The 17608-nt window shown below is 32.7% G+C and carries 17 protein-coding genes and 1 pseudogene; 5 read left to right on the top strand and 13 right to left on the bottom strand.

Translation table 11 applies throughout. From position 1 onward, the window contains the following. Nucleotides 1-59 precede the first annotated feature (59 nt). The 6 genes from ABWU65_RS07110 to dnaG form a co-directional block, all read right to left on the bottom strand. On the bottom strand, nucleotides 60-461 hold the full coding sequence (locus tag ABWU65_RS07110; protein WP_213863726.1) for a cytochrome c-type biogenesis protein CcmH: 402 nt from the start codon (nucleotides 459-461) through the stop codon (nucleotides 60-62). Further along, entirely contained in the window at nucleotides 445-1458 is a 1014-nt protein-coding gene (locus ABWU65_RS07105) for a hypothetical protein (protein ID WP_353280552.1), read from the bottom strand. Before ABWU65_RS07105 ends, ABWU65_RS07110 begins: the two co-directional genes overlap by 17 nt. Nucleotides 1459-1465: 7 nt before the next feature. Next, nucleotides 1466-1813, bottom strand: a complete 348-nt coding sequence (locus ABWU65_RS07100; RefSeq protein ID WP_007302681.1) for a ferredoxin family 2Fe-2S iron-sulfur cluster binding protein — start codon at nucleotides 1811-1813, stop codon at nucleotides 1466-1468. A 237-nt stretch (nucleotides 1814-2050) separates the two neighbouring features. Further along, the gene (locus ABWU65_RS07095) at nucleotides 2051-3811 is read right to left on the bottom strand and encodes a DnaJ domain-containing protein (RefSeq protein WP_319606735.1); all 1761 of its coding nucleotides are present in this window, start codon (nucleotides 3809-3811) and stop codon (nucleotides 2051-2053) included. 143 nt (nucleotides 3812-3954) lie between these two features. After that, the gene (locus ABWU65_RS07090; RefSeq protein WP_007302679.1) at nucleotides 3955-5253 is read right to left on the bottom strand and encodes a Na+/H+ antiporter NhaC family protein; all 1299 of its coding nucleotides are present in this window, start codon (nucleotides 5251-5253) and stop codon (nucleotides 3955-3957) included. 98 nt (nucleotides 5254-5351) lie between these two features. Beyond that, entirely contained in the window at nucleotides 5352-7085 is a 1734-nt protein-coding gene (dnaG, locus tag ABWU65_RS07085) for a DNA primase (protein ID WP_353280550.1), read from the bottom strand. Nucleotides 7086-7230: 145 nt separating this feature from the next. Between dnaG and ubiG the strand changes: the two genes are divergently transcribed. The 3 genes from ubiG (at nucleotide 7231) to tsaB (ending at nucleotide 10240) form a co-directional block, all read left to right on the top strand. Further along, nucleotides 7231-8397 (top strand): bifunctional 2-polyprenyl-6-hydroxyphenol methylase/3-demethylubiquinol 3-O-methyltransferase UbiG, encoded by a 1167-nt coding sequence (ubiG, locus tag ABWU65_RS07080; RefSeq protein ID WP_149168875.1) that lies wholly within the window; start codon nucleotides 7231-7233, stop codon nucleotides 8395-8397. Nucleotides 8398-8504: 107 nt separating this feature from the next. Further along, nucleotides 8505-9635 (top strand): cation:dicarboxylate symporter family transporter, encoded by a 1131-nt coding sequence (locus tag ABWU65_RS07075; RefSeq protein ID WP_007302676.1) that lies wholly within the window; start codon nucleotides 8505-8507, stop codon nucleotides 9633-9635. Then, complete coding sequence (gene tsaB / locus ABWU65_RS07070) at nucleotides 9635-10240, top strand: tRNA (adenosine(37)-N6)-threonylcarbamoyltransferase complex dimerization subunit type 1 TsaB (protein ID WP_007302675.1); 606 nt, start codon at nucleotides 9635-9637, stop codon at nucleotides 10238-10240. The genes ABWU65_RS07075 and tsaB overlap by 1 nt, the downstream gene beginning before the upstream one ends. Here the strand turns inward: tsaB and ABWU65_RS07065 are convergent. Then, on the bottom strand, nucleotides 10210-10794 hold the full coding sequence (locus ABWU65_RS07065; RefSeq protein ID WP_019236376.1) for an AAA family ATPase: 585 nt from the start codon (nucleotides 10792-10794) through the stop codon (nucleotides 10210-10212). The genes tsaB and ABWU65_RS07065 overlap by 31 nt on opposite strands. Before the next feature lie 235 nt (nucleotides 10795-11029). Here ABWU65_RS07065 and ABWU65_RS07060 point away from each other — a divergent pair, with 235 nt between their 5' ends. Then, entirely contained in the window at nucleotides 11030-11740 is a 711-nt protein-coding gene (locus ABWU65_RS07060; RefSeq protein WP_353280548.1) for a class II aldolase/adducin family protein, read from the top strand. 168 nt (nucleotides 11741-11908) lie between these two features. Here the strand turns inward: ABWU65_RS07060 and ABWU65_RS07055 are convergent, their stop codons facing one another. Then, nucleotides 11909-12556 carry a heme exporter protein CcmB gene (locus ABWU65_RS07055; RefSeq protein ID WP_254229722.1) on the bottom strand — a complete coding sequence of 216 codons (648 nt, stop codon included), beginning with the start codon at nucleotides 12554-12556 and terminating at the stop codon, nucleotides 11909-11911. A gap of 108 nt (nucleotides 12557-12664) precedes the next feature. On the opposite strand from ABWU65_RS07055, the gene ABWU65_RS07050 reads away from it, so the two are divergent. After that, on the top strand, nucleotides 12665-13042 hold the full coding sequence (locus ABWU65_RS07050; protein ID WP_254229723.1) for a TraR/DksA family transcriptional regulator: 378 nt from the start codon (nucleotides 12665-12667) through the stop codon (nucleotides 13040-13042). Here ABWU65_RS07050 and ABWU65_RS07045 read toward each other — a convergent pair. From ABWU65_RS07045 to ABWU65_RS07025, 5 genes and pseudogenes are all read right to left on the bottom strand, one after another. Continuing rightward, a pseudogene (locus tag ABWU65_RS07045) lies at nucleotides 13032-13509 on the bottom strand (hypothetical protein). The gene ABWU65_RS07050 and the pseudogene ABWU65_RS07045 overlap by 11 nt on opposite strands. A 27-nt stretch (nucleotides 13510-13536) precedes the next feature. Continuing rightward, nucleotides 13537-14697 (bottom strand): ankyrin repeat domain-containing protein, encoded by a 1161-nt coding sequence (locus ABWU65_RS07040; RefSeq protein ID WP_353280545.1) that lies wholly within the window; start codon nucleotides 14695-14697, stop codon nucleotides 13537-13539. Between the two features lie 177 nt (nucleotides 14698-14874). Continuing rightward, nucleotides 14875-16155, bottom strand: a complete 1281-nt coding sequence (gene ispG, locus ABWU65_RS07035; protein ID WP_353280543.1) for a flavodoxin-dependent (E)-4-hydroxy-3-methylbut-2-enyl-diphosphate synthase — start codon at nucleotides 16153-16155, stop codon at nucleotides 14875-14877. A gap of 16 nt (nucleotides 16156-16171) precedes the next feature. Beyond that, nucleotides 16172-16798, bottom strand: coding sequence for a TRP75-related protein (locus ABWU65_RS07030; protein WP_353280541.1), 627 nt, complete (start codon nucleotides 16796-16798; stop codon nucleotides 16172-16174). 179 nt (nucleotides 16799-16977) lie between these two features. After that, nucleotides 16978-17532 (bottom strand): hypothetical protein, encoded by a 555-nt coding sequence (locus ABWU65_RS07025; protein WP_353280539.1) that lies wholly within the window; start codon nucleotides 17530-17532, stop codon nucleotides 16978-16980. Nucleotides 17533-17608 lie beyond the last annotated feature (76 nt).

Here is a 17608-nt window from a genome sequence, read left to right as displayed (position 1 = left end):
ACTCAAATGTTCGTATAGTAGCTACTTGCATTTGTTGTAAACTCACTTTTACTCTATAGTTATCTTTTTACTACTTTATCTATTTTCTGAACTGATTTTCGTACTAGAAAACATCCAATAAGAAGAATTATAAAAGGAGTAAACCATAAAATGTAGGTACTAGATTTTACAGGTGGTACAATGATAATTGAATCTCCATAAGAATTTTTTAACTCTGAAACTATTTGCTCGTTAGTATATCCATCACTGATCTTCTTGCGAATTGTCTTACGCATACCATATGCAACTTGAGACTCAGATTCGGATAATAATTCACCAGAGCATACTGGACACTTTATTACTGCAAATAAGCTACTTGCTCGCTCTTCCATGCTTTCGTCTCTTAGTTTATCATCCAAAGTAAAAGCATTTATGCTTAAATGGAATATCAATGTAAAAAGTAAGCTAATTACTATTCTCATTCTTGGTGAATTGAGTGATAAAATCAGTAGTGGATAATTTTCCAATAAAGCCTGAACCTACATTATTGTCGTACTTTATTGAAAATTGAATGTCGTTATCAGTGATTTTTTCTGATAAGGAAGATATTGATTTTTCCAATTTATCTGCAGTCTTTGAATCATTAGTCATAAACGAAATTAATTCTTTATAATTTGATATGGCTACATTGATTTTATCTTCAAATGAAGATGTAACTAAATTGTAATTACTTACTCCACCATTCGCAGCAATAGAAAAGTTATTACTCTCAATCAAAAATTTTTCTATGTTGAAATTAATCTTAGAAGCTGAAACATGGTTTACAAATTCATAATCTAATTTAGCGTCGACACTAAGGTAATTTTCAGGACTTGCAGTATGTTTATAACGGTAAGTATAAAAATCAAATTCTAGTTTAGTATTTTCATTCAGTTCTTTATCAAAGTGAAATTGAATGTAATTACTTTTATCATTCACTTCAGTTATAACACTTTGCTGATTTTCTAAAACATCACATTTTAATCCATAATCTTCGTAACGAAATGTATCTATATAGTCTATTACAGTGCTATTTCTGTTGAATTTTAATGAAGATAGTAAATCATTTAGTTTAACAACAAAGTGGCTACTCACGTGTGTGTGACACTTTATATTCTTTTTCTCATCACTACGGACAGCAATGTTTACTTTATTGCTTGGTATATAGATATATACTGACTTATCAAATAATCTGTTTTTTATCATTAAAGCTTCAGATGAAACAGTTAATTGCTCATTAGAAAATTTTGGATTCGTTACACGAAAAACTAGGTTAAAAGGAAACCCCTTAAAATCATGTGAAATATCAACTTTTTCGTCATTAATGTAATCAGTTAAAAGACTTTTTACCTTAAATGCAGAAAAATACCAAAAACCACTATAAGCTAGAGGAATAAACAAAGGTAAGGAGATAAGAATATAGATAAAAATTTTACGCATTATCCTCTTATTTATCTAATGATATATTTCTTGTACCTCTGGGCACGGTTACGCACAAACCGTCAATATCTTTTGTGATTTTTATTTGGCATCCAAGCCTCGATGTCTCTGTTAAACCGAAAGCTAGGTCCAGCATATCATTTTCCTCATCAGATATAGGGTTATGTGTTTCTACAACATCATAAAATTTTGAATCAACAATCACATGGCATGTAGAACAAGCAAGAGAGCCTTCACATGCACCTTCAAGCAGATCTGGATCACTTCTGTGGGCTAAATTAAGCAGAGTTTCTCCTTCTGCAGCTTCATAGCTTTTCTTACTTCCATCAGGTAAAATAAAAGTAACGGATGGCATACTATTAAAATCTCTATTAACTTTTCTATATTCTACAAATAATAACTATTATTTGCAAACTCTTTGAAATTCCATCGCCTATCTCTTGTAATCTGTATTCCTATCAAGAAAGTAAGATAGATACCACCAGCATCTCACAGAGTTGCAAGTATAGAATTTTCTTAGTTTTAGATTTTACTAAATATATTACTGAATTAACATTATTAAACTTGATCTGCCATTTCTTCTGATCTTAAGTTATAATTTTACTAATGCCATTTGATTAATTGCAACTTCAGCATTGCTATCTTTCAATAAATTTGCAGGACTATTACAATGGTATGTGATTGCAGCAACAACAAGACAACAAACTCCAATTCCTATCCCTAACGCTAACATTCCTGAGTAGACTGCAATAGCTACTTCTAAAGCAACTCCTACTACTGCTAACGTAGAAGCAACTATGATAGAAGTATTACGACACTTAATACGAAGCTCATTTAGTTTATCTAATGCAGGAGTACCATCTTTATATTTTAGCTCTCTTAGTACATCTTTATTTTCACATTTGTTAAACAACTTCCAAGCATAACTTAACCTTGACGCTTGACCATAAAACCCCTTCTCAACATATTCAACCAAGAGATCAAACGGAGTTTCACCTTGGTCATTGTTAACATCAAATCTCGCACCTGCACTCACAAGTGATTCAACTTTGCGAAGCATTGACGTATAGGGCTGTAAGTTTCTTAAAGCATGATGTAGAGGTGTATTCCCATTTTCATCCTGAAAATTATATTTCTTTCTATGTAAAAAGCAATCAAAAATCTCTTTTTTCCAATTGTGTTTAACAATACCTTCTAAAATAGTACTTGAAATCTTTATGTTATTTTCAACTAGAAGATCTAGAGCTTTTTTATGCTTATATCTAACAATAGTATCTACTAGTTCATTCAACGCAGAAGTACCTTCTAGCTTCTTTAGCTCATCGGTTTTACAACCACTAAGCACCACCGAAAGATTATTTAATTTTTCTACTACTTTTTCCTTACGAGAGAAGTATGTAGCATAATTGACCAAGAGATCAAATGGAGTTTCATCTTTGCTATTTTTAACATCAAGCCTTGCACCTTTACTAAGAAGTGACTTGACAAAACCTTGGTATTTCGATTTACCCAAATCCAACCATTTTAATGTATGATGTAAAGCTGTATTTCCTTCTTTATCTTTATAGTTGATATCTAATTTATCTAAGTACTTATTAAAAAAATAATCCAAAAACTCTTCAGATTGGTATTCATAAGCATAGCTTAAGATTTCATTTCGTGATATTTCTATCCTTCCTTCAAAGAGCTTGAAAAATGCCACACGATCGTACATAATAGCAATTTGCACTAGAAATGTAATGTCACCAGCATCAATTGTAACTTTCTTTATTATATCATCACACTCTTCATACTTATTTGACTGGATATGTAACAACAATCCCAGAATAGTTCTTACATATTCGGATTCAGTTGGTTCTTCAGTCTCTTTAGCTTTGCCCATCTTGCCTATTTCTTTTAAACTCTTCTTTAGCCTTTCTATTTTCTCTTCGATTAATTTTTGACTTTTCGAACAATACATAATATATATTTCATTAAAAAATTTTTCTCTTTTCTCTTCTTGTTTAAGTTTACTCATCTCTTCCCGCAACAACTCCAGTTCATCACTACAATCCCCATACTCATACTTTCCTCTATCGTACTGGCTTTTTTTTGTTGGGTCAGATAACACTTTGCGTGCTACTGATATTTCCTTGAACTTTGTCAATTTCTCTTCAAGTTGAGCCCGTTGATCTTCTTCCGACTGTGATAGTAGCCTTCCGTCCTTCTTCTTTCCTTCTAGCCTATCTAGCTCTTTCACTTCCTCAAGCAATTTATCTGGATGAAGCTTCAATGCTAATTTGCGATATGCTTTTTTTATCTCACCATGAGTAGCATCTCTTTTTACTCCTAATATTTCATAATAATCAGGCATTTTTTTCTCCACTATTTTGATACATTTTTTATAACATTAGTAATACTATGTCTTTAAAAGAATTGGTACTATATAAGTATTTTAGCAAAGATTATAATATTTGTTAATTTATCAACAAATTGAGTGAAAATTTAAAGAGTTGTTTATGGTAATTGAGGAGCTACAACCGCATGACGTCTGCCATTAATCACTATTTCACTTATTGCAACTGCTGCAAAAACAAAACAATAATATACTTTTGTTAGTACGATGATAGGTGACAGAGAGGCAATGCTGCTTGCTAGTAATACGTGAGAACCATAAGGTAAGATACTTTTTGTGATAGAAGTAAATATTTCTAATAAATACGCACTACGGTGTGGTGCAATGTTATATCTTTGTGCAAGTCTTTTCGCAATATTACTAGTTAATAAAATAGCAACAACATTGCTGGAAACTAAAATAGTAAACAGAGATGATATTCCCGCAATCATAAATTCAGCTTGAGTTTTTGTCATATTCACCTTATCGGTGAATATATCTATCTTTTTCTGACTGTATTCGTACATTAAGTGGCTTAATCCACTACTGAAGAGAATAAATATCATTACTTCATTCATCTTATAAAAACCCCTATATATGTCACGAGAATATTCAATAAGAGAATAATCAAAAAAAGCTATTCCTAATATCCCAGCAATAACCATATTAATAGCTAATGTTACTAGAGTGTTTATTTCAAATAAACCCATAATTATTAAAGATATATAAGGGATAATTTTGACTATGGATAAATAATTCAGACTTGAGATAGAAACAACTTCTGTACTATTTGAAATTATTACTAGATAAATAAGTATTATAAGACCTGTAACAGATCCTGTCTTGAAAGTGAGTTTTATTTTATCCTTTACTGAAGCTCCTTGTGAAGAAGTAGCAGCAATAGTAGTGTCAGATATCATTGAAAGGTTGCTGCCAAACATAGACCCACCTATCACAGCTCCAACACCCACTGCACAATCAAAAGCTCCATTTTGTGCTAAATTAACAGCTATTGGTGTTATAAGTGCAATAACTCCGATTGATGTGCCGATTGCACTTGAAATAAAAGTAGAAAGTAAAAACATTCCAGGAAGTAATAATCTTGCTGGAAGAAATCGAATAGTTAAGTTAGTAATAACATTTATACTACCAAGCGATTCAGTAACAGTAGAAAATGCTCCAGCAAATAGAAAAATCAAACATACGGTAAGAGTAGTTTTATTACCCATACCTTTTATAAGAGTATCAATACTATGTTGAATTTTGTTTTTATTGAATAGAACAGCAAAAAATAATGCTGGTAATAAGCAAACTAACGGTGAAATTTGATGAAGAGGATTACCAAGTCCGATAAAAGAAAAATAAATACCACTTCCAAGGTATAAGGCTAGAAAGATAATAAGAGGAAGAAATGAAAACACTTATCGTAGTTGAACAAACCAGAAATATACTAGAATAAGCTATTTTAAGCAAATACTAATACAGTGTTTTTCTAATAATTTTGAACATCTTAAGCCATCTACTTTTGAATAAATTCCATTTGCATTTCTTGTATACTATCCTCTATTTGCTTTATTTGTTCTATTAGCCTTTCCTCTAAGTCAAAATTACCGCCCAGCCTTGCTTTAATTTTTTCTTCTTGTAATACATTTAATTCTTTCCGTAATACTATGTTATTCCAGACAGTTTCTGCCGATCTCTTCTCACTTAATTGACTATTTAGTACGCTAGTTTTTTCAAATATAAACTTTATAACACTAGACTCCTGTAGCAGAATTTCTTTATTAAAGTTGCTCTCATTAGTTACCATATTAATTACGCACTGTTGTAATTTTTTCATCTCATTAGTAAATTCGAAATGAGAAAATTGCTCAAAAAATATAGGACGGTTCAAGATTTCAGGAAATTCTACGGCTATACGCAAAATTATGGCCTGATTTTGCTCTGCTTCAATTAGCTCTGGAGATTTATTGTAAAGATACTCACCTTTTGTTGCTTTGCTATTAAAAATCAGCTTTTTAAAGTTTCTTCTTAATTCACTGACCTTATTGTAAAAATAATCTCTATAATACCTTCTAATACTGCTGTTACCGATAGCATTGACATATTTCATGAACTTGTGCTCAAGAATTGAATATTTTTCCGGAGCAAATTTTTCATAATTTTGCAAATTGCTACCAATTATGTGATGCCATAAATATTCAGAGTGCAGTTCTGTTGAGTGGTTAAAAGCAGAGAGTACGTCTTCTGTCTTATATTCTAGCTCATTGCATATATCGTATGGGTCCTTATTGTTTGGCAAAGTTACGAACTTCAATGTGTATCCAGGCTCCAGTATCGGTAGAACAAGTTCTGCAATTCGAATAGCAGCATGACGTCCGGCACTATCGCCATCCATACAGATGGAAATTTCTTTAGCAAATTTCCATAGATTTTTTATCTGCTCTGCAGAAATTGCGGTACCAAGCGGAGCAACTGTATTGCTAATTCCCGCTTGATGTAGTGCTATTACATCCATATATCCTTCAACAACAAATAGATGCTGTTTTTTGCGTATTTCACTCAAAGCAAAGTTTAATCCATATAAATTTTCTCTTTTCTTAAAGAGCTGACTCTCTGGGCTGTTTAGATACTTCGGCTGTTGCTCAGAGTTCAGCGCACGTCCGCCAAAACCAATAACTTTGCCCGTGATGTTGTGTATAGGAAATATCAGCCGATCATAGAAATAATCACGAGAATTCTTATTTATTAACCCAACATCGATCAAAATCTCGTCTTTAATACCAGAGGAGTTCAAATATTCCTTCAAGCCAGAACTTGGTGCATAACCTATTCTAAATTTATCTATGATTTTGAGTGAGATCTTGCGCTGCCTTAAATAAGCCATAACACCTCGATTTTTCTGCGCGAACCAACTTGCAGCTAAATTCAGTGCTGAAAACAGTTTGTCATTTTCTTTAGCAAAGCTGAGGTTTTTGGGTAACTCAACACCTGCAACAGATGACAATTTTTCCAACGCTTCCTTAAAACTTAAGCCCTCAGTTTGTGAAATAAATTCAAACGCATCACCATGAGCTGAGCAACCGAAACAGTAATATAAGCCCTTAACATTGCTGACCGAAAAAGATGGAGTTTTTTCGTTATGAAATGGGCAGAGTCCAACAAAACTATCTCCTCTTTTTATTAACCTAACTTTTTTTCCTACTATGTCGGACAACAATAATTTTGACTTTATAATATCTATATGATCCATTTTACCGAATGAGTAGTGGTAGGATAAAAATTATATAGAATTTATGCATATCTGACTCGAAATTTATTCAGAAAGATCAGGAGAGCTTGACAAAAAGCTCAAAATAAATTACCCATATAAATACCCTTAAGTTGCAATTTCTTATATGTCAGATGTGATATCAGTTGCTTCAGACCACGCAGGTTATGAACTAAAATCAGAAATAAAGGCTTACTTGGAAACTTTAGATTATACAGTGATAGACCGTGGCTGCACTGCTGAACAAAAGAGTGTAGACTACCCTGACTATGCTGCTGAAGTTGTAGAAGATATAACAAACAAAAAAGCAAATTATGGAATATTAATTTGCGGTACAGGTTTGGGCATGAGTACTGTGGCAAATCGTTTTGAAGGAATCTACGCTGCTTTATGTAATAGTGTTGAGATCGCAAAATTAGCTCGCGAGCATGGCAACGCGAATATACTTTGTCTTGGTGCAGGGTTTACTGCGAGTGGATTAGCAAAAGACATAGTCAAACAATTCCTCGAAACAGAATTTTCAAAAGAAAGTAGACATAAAGAACGCCTTGATAAACTTAGCAATATTAGCAAGAAAAAAACCACAAAAACTTATAACGAAGATGAAATATCAAAATTCGCTAAAATAGCAGGTGAATGGTGGAATGAGAATGGCAAATTCAAGCCATTGCACATGATGAATCCTGTGAGAGTATCATACATCGTTGAGAAAATAAAAGAATTAAAAAAATGCGATTTAAAAGAACTATCATTGCTCGATGTTGGTTGTGGTGGTGGCATTTTGTCAGAGTCAATGGCGCGTATTGGTATTAGCGTTGCAGGAATAGATGTATGTGAGGAAAACATAAAAGTGGCACAATCGCATGCGAAGAAAGTAGGGTTAAATATAGAATACACACACACTAGCATTGAAGAGCTAAGCAATGACAAGAAGTATGACGTGGTTTTGTTGATGGAAGTGGTTGAACATGTCGATAATTTAGAGTTTTTCATGAAAAAAGCAATAGAGCTGTTGAAGCCAGAAGGGCTAATTTTTATATCGACGATAAATAGAACTATTAAATCCTTCTGTCTTGCAATAGTCGGCGCAGAGTACATATTAAACTGGCTGCCAAAAGGCACACATAATTGGAATAAATTTCTCAAGCCATCAGAAATTGCAAATCATCTAAGGGAAAACAACGTAATACTGCAAAACATGGCTGGTATGGAATATAATGTAATAAAGCGTGAATGGAACTTGACCAAAGGTGTGGATGTTAATTATATACTTTGTGGAAACGTTGTAACTTGAAATCTCATTCAAGTACTAGAAGGTAATGCAAATATTCTAGGCAGTTTTACTTTACTTAGCAGCTAATTTATCATATGTATTTCCATAGGGTATCGCTATATTAGAATATGTTACAATTACTAACCTTACTTGCTGTTATCACTTCGGTTGTATTCTTTGGTCATCTAGTTCCAATGGAAGTGAAAACCTTCTTGTATTCAATAAGCCTTAGTATAAAAGAGATCTTACTATTTATAATGCCTTTTATTGTTTTTGCATTAATCTTTAGTAGTGTTAACAATCTTAAGCAGTCGGCTATAAAGTTTATATTGTTACTTATTATAACGATTTTCTTGTCGAATCTAGCTTCAAGTTTAATAGCTTATTCTGTTGGGCATTTCATCACACAAAACACTTATTCAATACAAGATATAACATATGAAGAAACAATTGTTCCTTTATGGTCATTTAGGATACCTGCATTGCTTTCTAATTTTTATGCCCTTGCTTGTGGATTTGTGTTAAGCATATTAGTGTCCACAATATTACCAAAAAAAAGCAAAGAGCTCTCGAACAAAATGTTAGATTTAACTCTCTTTATTTTGAAGACATTTTTGACGCCAATTATTCCAATGTTTGTACTTGGTCTTGCTTTAAAAATGGAACATGATCAGGTTTTACCCATAATATTTAAGGATTACTCAATAATTTTTATTATTATATCATCTGCAACCTACCTTTATGTTTTTCTCTTATATGGAGCAGCAAATTCGTTCAAGATCACAAGCTGGATAGCTAGTATAGGTAATATGATACCAGCATTTATTACTGCAATGAGCACAATGTCTAGTAATGCAGCTATGCCGCTTACTCTTGAAGGAAGCAAAAAAAATGTAAAGCAGCATGATATAGCATCGTCTGTTGTGCCAATAACCGCTAGCTTTCATTTAGTAGGTGATTGCTTTTTTATTATAATACTATCAATGATAATGACTTTTGGTGGTGCATTGTCTGCAACAGACTATGTGACTTTCCTTCTCTACTTTCTGTTATTTAAATTTGCTATTGTTGCAGTTCCAGCGGGAGGGATTATGGTAATGTTGCCCGTTCTTGAGAAGTATCTTAAATTCTCCCCAGAGATGCTTTCATTAATTACAGCATTGTATATAGTGTTTGACCCAATAATAACTTCAGCAAATGTTATGGGTAACGGTGCGTTCACTATGATGTTTACAAAGCTCTATGATAAGCTTAAGTGATGTCCATTCTAGCAATTAATACTGTAGGTGCTGGTAGTTCAATAGCAGTAATTGATTACGATGGTAATTGTTTTGTAGAACGCAATTCTGCAAACAATAGTCATGCAGAATCATTTTTTCAAATACTGAATACTTTGTTTGATAAGCATAATTACAGCTACGATAAAATAGACCATTTAGCAGTGATAGTTGGACCAGGAAGTTTTACTGGAATCAGAGTTGGTATATCAACTGCACAAGGTATAAATCTTGCTACAAATAAGCCGTTATATGGGGTTAGTGCCCTGGAAGCTCAAGCATATGCAATATCGCTACTTTGTACAAATAGCAAAAAAAATATTAAAGCTATAATCGAAGATGATCAAAAGTTTTATACGCAGTTATTTGATTTCAATTTGTTACCGCTATCAAATCCTGCTGTAGTAAGTGAACTCCAGCCTGAAACGCACTGCATTACATATATGGATTGCAGTTTACCAAAGTTGGATGCTAGCCATGCAGGGCTATTAGTCCGTTATAGACTAAAAAATAAACAAAAATTAAATGGAGTTGAGGCTCTATATTTAAATGAGCCTCAGTATATGAAATCGTTGCCTATTGCGTAAACACTATTAATTTGGCCAAGTTTGTACATCTGACTTACTATTTCTTCTGCTACTTCTTTTATACTCATATTTGAATTTTCTACCTCTATAGCATTTTGTGGTACAAATAAATCTTCCTCCCTAAATTTAATACTATTTATATTAGTAACCTTCCTATTTTTTCTTTGCTTTTTTGATATAGTACGCTCTTGTAATATCAATGGATTGCACCTAAGTACTATAGGGAGGATTTTTGTGCTCATTTTTTTACTAAGTTCTACTACTGAGTTATATATTCTTATGTTGTAATCATTATTTTTAATTAATTCATCAACAAATATATAATTTTTTGAGTCAATAGGATAGGCTTCTATTGCCTGAAACATAACATGTGTAGTGTTATATATTCTATCTCGAGCTTCTTTGGAAGTTTGATTATATTCAAGTCCACTTACAATTACTGCATTTATCATACTAGATAATACTATTGCTGTAGAAAGTTTACCACTTCCTGGAAGACCAGTGATATATATGAAAAATTTTGTTAGCTGTTTTTTTATCTCAACGTTTATCATATTATTTTTAATATTAAAACCTACAATTATAATAACATAAAAACAAGGCTTTAAAACATATGAAACATTACATAAAAAGTCGCTTTTATAGTTAAAATACTATGTAATCTAGAAATGTAAACTCTAATCACCTAAGGCAAGTAAAAGTGCTTAGTATTTTAACGTAGGTTCACCTTTTAGTTTGTAATAAACTTTTTTTTACGTATAAATCTTTAGAAAATTTTAGTCAAGAGCTATGTTATTAACAAATAGTGAGTTGAAAAGAGACCTAGTTAACGCCTATCAAATTTTATCTTATCTTAAATTAGATGATCATACGTATACTCATCTCTCTGTACGTTCTGAAGATAAAAAGTCATTTTATGTTTATCCGTTTGGTATACGTTTTTATGAAGTAGATGAAAGTTCATTGATGAAAGTATCGTTTGATGGGAATATAATTGAAGGCAAAGAATATCAATATAATAAAACTGGCTATGTAATCCATGGCTTCATTTATCAAGCAAGGAAAGATATTCAAGCAATTTTTCATCTACATACACCTTCTATTGTAGCAGTTTCTTCTCTCAAGGATGGATTACTCCCAATAAGTCAGTGGGCACTGCACTTTTATAATAAGTTATCTTACCATGATTATAATTCCCTGGCACTTGATGATACAGAAGGAAAAAGATTAATAGCTGATTTGAAAGAAAATTTTGTGATGTTAATGCGCAATCATGGATCTATAACATGTGGTCAGACTATACAAGAAGCAATGTTTTATACGTATCACTTAGAACAAGCTTGTAAAACTCAATGCCTGACGCTAGCAATGAATAGGGAGTTGTCAATTCCAAGTGAAGAAATTTGCTCAAAAGCCGTAAAGGATCTTCTGTCTTTCGAAAGCAATCTTGGTGAGAGAGATTGGCACGCATGGGTTAGGTTGATTAAAGGTAAGTTATAAAAGTTTCTGACTCTTCGATAGATATTAGATTTCTTGCATAACCAGCCAGTCTGAAATCCAATAATGGTTTCACACGCTGTAATTCATGCAAGAAGTCTAATGTCTCCATCTCTACTTAAGTTAACACCCTTAATTAAGCAAATACAAGTAAATAACTAGTAAGTTTTTTCAATCCTGCTCCACAGCAAATTTTAATGCTATGTGAGTAGTTATAGTGCTGTTAACAATTAAAATGACAAAAACTAAGATGGTGATTAGTAGTGTATAAATATTCAAGGATAAATTTTCAAATTGAGTTAGCAATTTGAAATATATAAAAGTTGGCATTATCATTGGCAAAGCAAGAATTTGCGACACTCCTGATGCTAAGTTATTTCGACCAATCATCAATGCATTTCCAGTAGCTGAAATATTAATGATTATCAGCGTATTAAATAATAAAGACACTCCAACTGCTATTGAATGTTCAATATTATTGCCTAGAATTGCAAAGCTGAACATGAAAGAAATCACTGAAATCGGTAACCCAAATAACAACCAGTGAGCGAAGATTTTATAAGCAACTATCAGCCTAGAAGAGAGTGGCTGTACAAAGATTTGCTCTAATATTCCATCATGATAATCAGATGTAAATAAATTATTTGTAGAGATCTGCAAAACAAATGTAGCACATATCCATGTTAATGTTAATATAACTTCTTGTTTACTGTTGTTTTCAAGTGTATATGAAGATAAACTTAACATTATAATAAAAATACATACTATATAAGTAAGATTATTATCATTTATTACTAATTTTTTTACCGAACTAATCATACCAGGATTTTAAATGTTTATTATAAATTATAGTGTTTACTTTGAGGGTAGTATAATTTTTTTTGTTTATAAGTTATATAAGTTTTAATATATTTTATTGATAATGCTATGGAAAAATTAATAAAAATAAAGTTACCGGAAGATTACGTTCCTTCAGAAAATGAAGAATATATGAACGTAAAACAACTGGAATACTTTAGCTTAAAGTTAAAATCAATACTCTCTGAACTGGAGAAACAAGATCTAGAAGATAGTAGTATTTATTCTGATAGTGAAAATGGAGAATTAATTAAGCGCCGAAAAGATAGAAAAGAAAAAATTAAGGAGGCGTTGGAAAAAATAAAATTAGGCATTTATGGTTACTGCGATGGAACGGGAGAAGAAATAGGAGTCGAAAGACTTAAAGCTAATCCGCTTGCTATGTATTGTATTGAAGAACAAGAGAGAATAGAAAAAGAAAAGAACGTGTATAACATTAATGATTAGAACTTGTTCGCGAATTCAAGCATATTTCTCTCCTTAACATAACTCTACTCATAGCCAGATATATGAAATTTTCAGTGAATAAATCTTATTCTTTCGATAGTCTTCTATTCCTAAAGCAAAAGTCCTTTCTACAACCCACCTTCTTGGCTGCACTTTAAACCCCTCATTGGTAGTAGCTAAGGCGGTGTGTCTTTGTTGACTTAGAACCTACATGAAGGCCTTTTGACAATCTCAATATCCATACCATATTCTTCCTTTATATGATTTTTTAAATTTTCTCCTTGGTATCCCATCACATAGTAAATACCGCCATTTACACCTGTACACAATACATAGAAAATTGCTTCTAATATTTCTCTTTTGCTATACTTTGACGACCTTCCTCCTTTCCTGTATGATACTCTGGAATAGCTTTCTATTCTTGTCCATTCCCTTTGACTTAGGTCTGCTGGATGCTTTTTTCTCATCTTTACCCAGCACTAAAACTTTAGATATTATAGCCTTTTACTAATCTCTGGACAAGCTATAGCTTCGGTAAACTCAGGAGAAGGTTCTTTTGCAAAAAATGCAGCATGTACAGAATTTTTAATGAAAAAACACGCGGCAAGTGCAAATATTGCTGTTGGTATATAACACCAAGGAGAAGCTATACTAAAAAAAGTAGCAGAAGCTACTGTTAAGCAACAACAAGTAAATATTGCTTGAAGCATAATATACTGTCTATCAACACCACCATACTCGGCCATTAATTTTCTAACTTTGTTATTGCTGCCGTATGGCAGAGTAAGCGTTTTAATCAAATTCATTACACAATTATTAGTGAAATATGGAGCACACTCTATAACTCTGGAGCCATTAACCTTCTGATTAGGATCTGCACCATACTTTAGAAGCAACTCTACATATTTTTCGCGTTTATCGTTGTCACAATTGATTGCTTGATATAATGGACCTCGACCATTTTCATCTAACATATTAGGATTAGCACCATATTTCAAAAGTATTTCCATAGTATAATCATCATCACACAAAAACGCTTCAAACAACGGATTTTTACCATTTCTATCTAACATATTAGGATCAGCACCATATTGTAACAATAACTCTACAATTCTGCTGTCATCGAGAACCATATAATAGTGTAACGAAGCTTCATTATGTAATAGCTTTATATTAGGATCAGCACCATTTTCTAAAAGAAGTTTCAGAATACTATAATTTCTTGAATCTTTAGCTTGCATTAAAGCAATAGATAATGGAAAGTAAATACAAATAAGTTCTTCATTGATGTAATCACCAAATCTTCCATCTTTACTGCTTTTGAATTTGGAAAAAAGCTTTTCAAGAAACTTTATATCCTGATTGTAGAGAGCCCTACTTAAGTAAAACCTCAAATCTTCAGGCGAATTAATTCCATTTAAATTTCCGTCAGTTAGATTTTTAACCCCTTCTATATTTTCCTTAGTGAGAAATTCATATGCAGTACCTAGCTTTTTAAATTTCTCCTCATTTTGTTTCTTTACAGCTTCTGAATGTTTATCAGGATGATATTTCAAGGCTAATTTTCTATACGCTGATTTAATTTCTTTTTCACTAGGCGCATAGCTTGATTGAAAACCTAATATTTTTAAAGCCTCGTCTCTTTTTATGGCCATAATGTTTCTTTAATAAATTTATATATATAGTTTATTATATAATATCTATGATATAAAATAAAGTAATTCCCGATAATCTAGAAAAGCAAATTTTTCCATTAGCTGGTTTTTAGAAAAATTTAATCCCCTCTCATAAAATTCATTTTTCACATCAGATTTACAGTAATCATGAACCTGTCACGTGTAATGCTTCTCCACATAATCACTAATAATTTCCTTAAATTCTTCAAAAATATTATCACCTTGTAAAGTTTTGAAATATTTGCCGTCTTTGTAGACTGCTGAAACAGGTTTTTCTCCATACCCAGGCAGGCTGATCCCCAGATTTGCATGTTTGCTCTCTCCAGGACCATTTACTATGCATCCCATAACAGCAACGTTCATATACTCTACACCAGGATTCTTTTTCTTCCATACCGGCATATGAGTTTTTATGTAGCCATTTACTTCCTCAGTTAATATACGAAAACGATCGCTACTTGTGCGTCCACAACCAGGACATGAACTCACCTGAGGGTTAAAGTAGCGCAAACCTATAGACTGCAGTATTTCCTGACATACTACCACCTCATTAGTGCGTGATTCACCAGGGCGCTGAGTTAAAGAAGCCCGGATAGTGTCTCCAATACCATTTTGCAATAAATAAGTAAGCCCTGCTGTGGTATTTACTACGCCTTTGTTACCCATACCAGCTTCGGTTAAACCCAAATGCAGCGCATAATTGGAAGATTTTGCAAGTGCCGTATAAACTAAAATTAAATCCTGCACTCTACTGACTTTACATGAAATGATTATTTTCTCTGCATTAAGGCCAATCTTTTCAGCTTTTTTTGCACTACCAAGAGCAGACATTACAAGCGTCTTACGTAATATAACATCAGAAGTTTTTGGATTACTAGATAAGGAGTTTTCATCCATTAATTTTTGTGAAAGGTACTTATCAAGACTACCCCAATTTACTCCAATTCTGACAGGAAGATCATGCGTTATTGCATACTCTATAATTTTTTCGAATTTTTCATCACGTTTATCACCAAAGCCTATATTACCTGGATTTATCCTAATTTTACCCAGAATTTTAATGTTGTCTGGATAATCCTGAATCAGCCTGTAGAGCTCATATTGTCCACAGCCTACTAATATCTTACCATCAAAGCCTTCTTTATTTATTTCCTCTACTATATAAGGTATTGCTTTTGCTACTTCCTCTGAGTTCAAAGCAATTCGCACCAATTCTGAACCTGCATGCGCTAGTTCTATTACTTCTTTTGCATATTTCTGAGCACTGCTTTTTATGTTGTCAGAATCTATATGTGCACCAAGTGCCATGGATTGAACAACTATAGGATTATTTCCACCTATCTTCACTTGTCCAACTTTTACAGTATGAGTTTTATGCCTGGAAACCGGCGATGACTCATATGCATCATCACTGAATGTCAGGTCTCTATCTAGCATATTATTAATCGTGACACTATTTTACTGTGTCAACTACACTGCCAAATGAACTTGAACCATTTAAACTATGCTGTGTTGTTCTATTTAGATCAGTAATAGAATCATGAGAGCACGTTCTTCTTGATGGACTTTCTTTTATAGTAACATTTATAGGGGAAACTTTTTTTTCTCGTGTTGAAGTAACTTTTTTCCCTTTTTGTTGTTCACTTTTATGCTGCTTACTTTCATACTGAGAAACTGGCTCTTGATCTATAAATACAGCACCCTTTAAACGTGCAAGATTAATACCATGCTGATTGATCATAGCATCCTCCCCATCTTCAACTATGCAAGCTCCCACGTTGTTTGGCTCGTTATCAAGGCTAGCAATTTTTTTTTCTTTTAATTTTTTGATTAGATCTTCTTTATTCATAGCTAGATCTTGTAACTTTTTTTTCTTGAGGAGCTCCCTACGCTTCTCATACAGTTTATATGACTCAGCAAAATCCTCATCTGCATGAAAATTTATACCACCAGGGTTACCAGGAGGTATGTACCTCTTACTGAGCTTTACCTTAGACTTCGCTTCAACATTATGTACAGTAAAGAAACTAGAAACCAAAAGTATTAATGTAAATAAAACTTTAGAAAAGATCTTAAGCATGCTATAGTGAATATTGTACTTTAAAAGATACCAATTAACGAACTTTAAGTAAATCAGAATCTCTACTAACTTTATAATACAAACATCTTTCTAAAAAATTTACTACCAAAACCTGCAAAATCTAAAGAAAGTTTAAGGTGTTACAAATTTTACGTAACACCTCTTCAAGAAGAGCATTATCAACTCAAAAAGTCAATCAGTGGTGTTTCATGACTAACAACATTGCTTGCGTCAACTTTTCCATTTGGTGTACCTTGAGACAAGTCGTTTTTCTTTTCTTTATCAAGATTAACTCCCTGATAGATACAGAATGCAACAAAACTAGTTACAGCTATTGCAGCAACAGCACTGACTATGGCACAAGTTAGTATTGCTTGTTCTTGTCCCCCTACCATGTCTGCAAATGTTTCTACTTTTTCTTCTAAGCCTGTAAATTTTTCTTGCAAGCCGCTTAAGTGCTCTTGTATAGCTTGAAACTGCTCAGTACCAATCTTGTCTTCTAATGCACCAAAAACTTTTTCAAACTGCTCAACATCTATCTTTTGAGCTTCTTGCCACTCTTTTAATGCACTAAATACCTCTTCAAACTGTTTAGCATCTATCTTTTGAGCTTCTTGCCATTCTTTTAATGCGCTAAATACTTCTTGAAACTTTTTAGCATCAATATTTTGACTTTCCTGCAATGCTGTTACATCCGATTTATCAAAACCGAATACAAATTTGGTTATACCCATTTTTAACCCCCTAGCTAATTAATATATTACTATTGTACGTTTTTAGTAGTTAATTTAGTATTAAACACTATACAAC

The organism is Wolbachia endosymbiont (group B) of Silvanus unidentatus (assembly GCF_964028615.1).
Classification (GTDB): Bacteria; Pseudomonadota; Alphaproteobacteria; order Rickettsiales; family Anaplasmataceae; genus Wolbachia.
This window is presented reverse-complemented; position numbering and strand designations above follow the sequence as displayed.

Excerpts from the sequence above, each read along its gene's own strand:
- ABWU65_RS07065 (WP_019236376.1), bottom strand. The coding sequence starts at position 10,794 with ATGATAAACGTTGAGATAAAAAAACAGCTAACAAAATTTTTCATATAT.
- ABWU65_RS07075 (WP_007302676.1), top strand. The coding sequence starts at position 8,505 with ATGTTACAATTACTAACCTTACTTGCTGTTATCACTTCGGTTGTATTC.
- ABWU65_RS07060 (WP_353280548.1), top strand. The coding sequence starts at position 11,030 with ATGTTATTAACAAATAGTGAGTTGAAAAGAGACCTAGTTAACGCCTAT.
- ABWU65_RS07025 (WP_353280539.1), bottom strand. The coding sequence starts at position 17,532 with ATGGGTATAACCAAATTTGTATTCGGTTTTGATAAATCGGATGTAACA.
- dnaG (WP_353280550.1), bottom strand. The coding sequence starts at position 7,085 with ATGGATCATATAGATATTATAAAGTCAAAATTATTGTTGTCCGACATA.
- ABWU65_RS07055 (WP_254229722.1), bottom strand. The coding sequence starts at position 12,556 with ATGATTAGTTCGGTAAAAAAATTAGTAATAAATGATAATAATCTTACT.
- ABWU65_RS07110 (WP_213863726.1), bottom strand. The coding sequence starts at position 461 with ATGAGAATAGTAATTAGCTTACTTTTTACATTGATATTCCATTTAAGC.
- ubiG (WP_149168875.1), top strand. The coding sequence starts at position 7,231 with ATGTCAGATGTGATATCAGTTGCTTCAGACCACGCAGGTTATGAACTA.
- ABWU65_RS07040 (WP_353280545.1), bottom strand. The coding sequence starts at position 14,697 with ATGGCCATAAAAAGAGACGAGGCTTTAAAAATATTAGGTTTTCAATCA.
- ABWU65_RS07105 (WP_353280552.1), bottom strand. The coding sequence starts at position 1,458 with ATGCGTAAAATTTTTATCTATATTCTTATCTCCTTACCTTTGTTTATT.
- tsaB (WP_007302675.1), top strand. The coding sequence starts at position 9,635 with ATGTCCATTCTAGCAATTAATACTGTAGGTGCTGGTAGTTCAATAGCA.
- ABWU65_RS07050 (WP_254229723.1), top strand. The coding sequence starts at position 12,665 with ATGGAAAAATTAATAAAAATAAAGTTACCGGAAGATTACGTTCCTTCA.
- ispG (WP_353280543.1), bottom strand. The coding sequence starts at position 16,155 with ATGCTAGATAGAGACCTGACATTCAGTGATGATGCATATGAGTCATCG.
- ABWU65_RS07030 (WP_353280541.1), bottom strand. The coding sequence starts at position 16,798 with ATGCTTAAGATCTTTTCTAAAGTTTTATTTACATTAATACTTTTGGTT.
- ABWU65_RS07095 (WP_319606735.1), bottom strand. The coding sequence starts at position 3,811 with ATGCCTGATTATTATGAAATATTAGGAGTAAAAAGAGATGCTACTCAT.
- ABWU65_RS07100 (WP_007302681.1), bottom strand. The coding sequence starts at position 1,813 with ATGCCATCCGTTACTTTTATTTTACCTGATGGAAGTAAGAAAAGCTAT.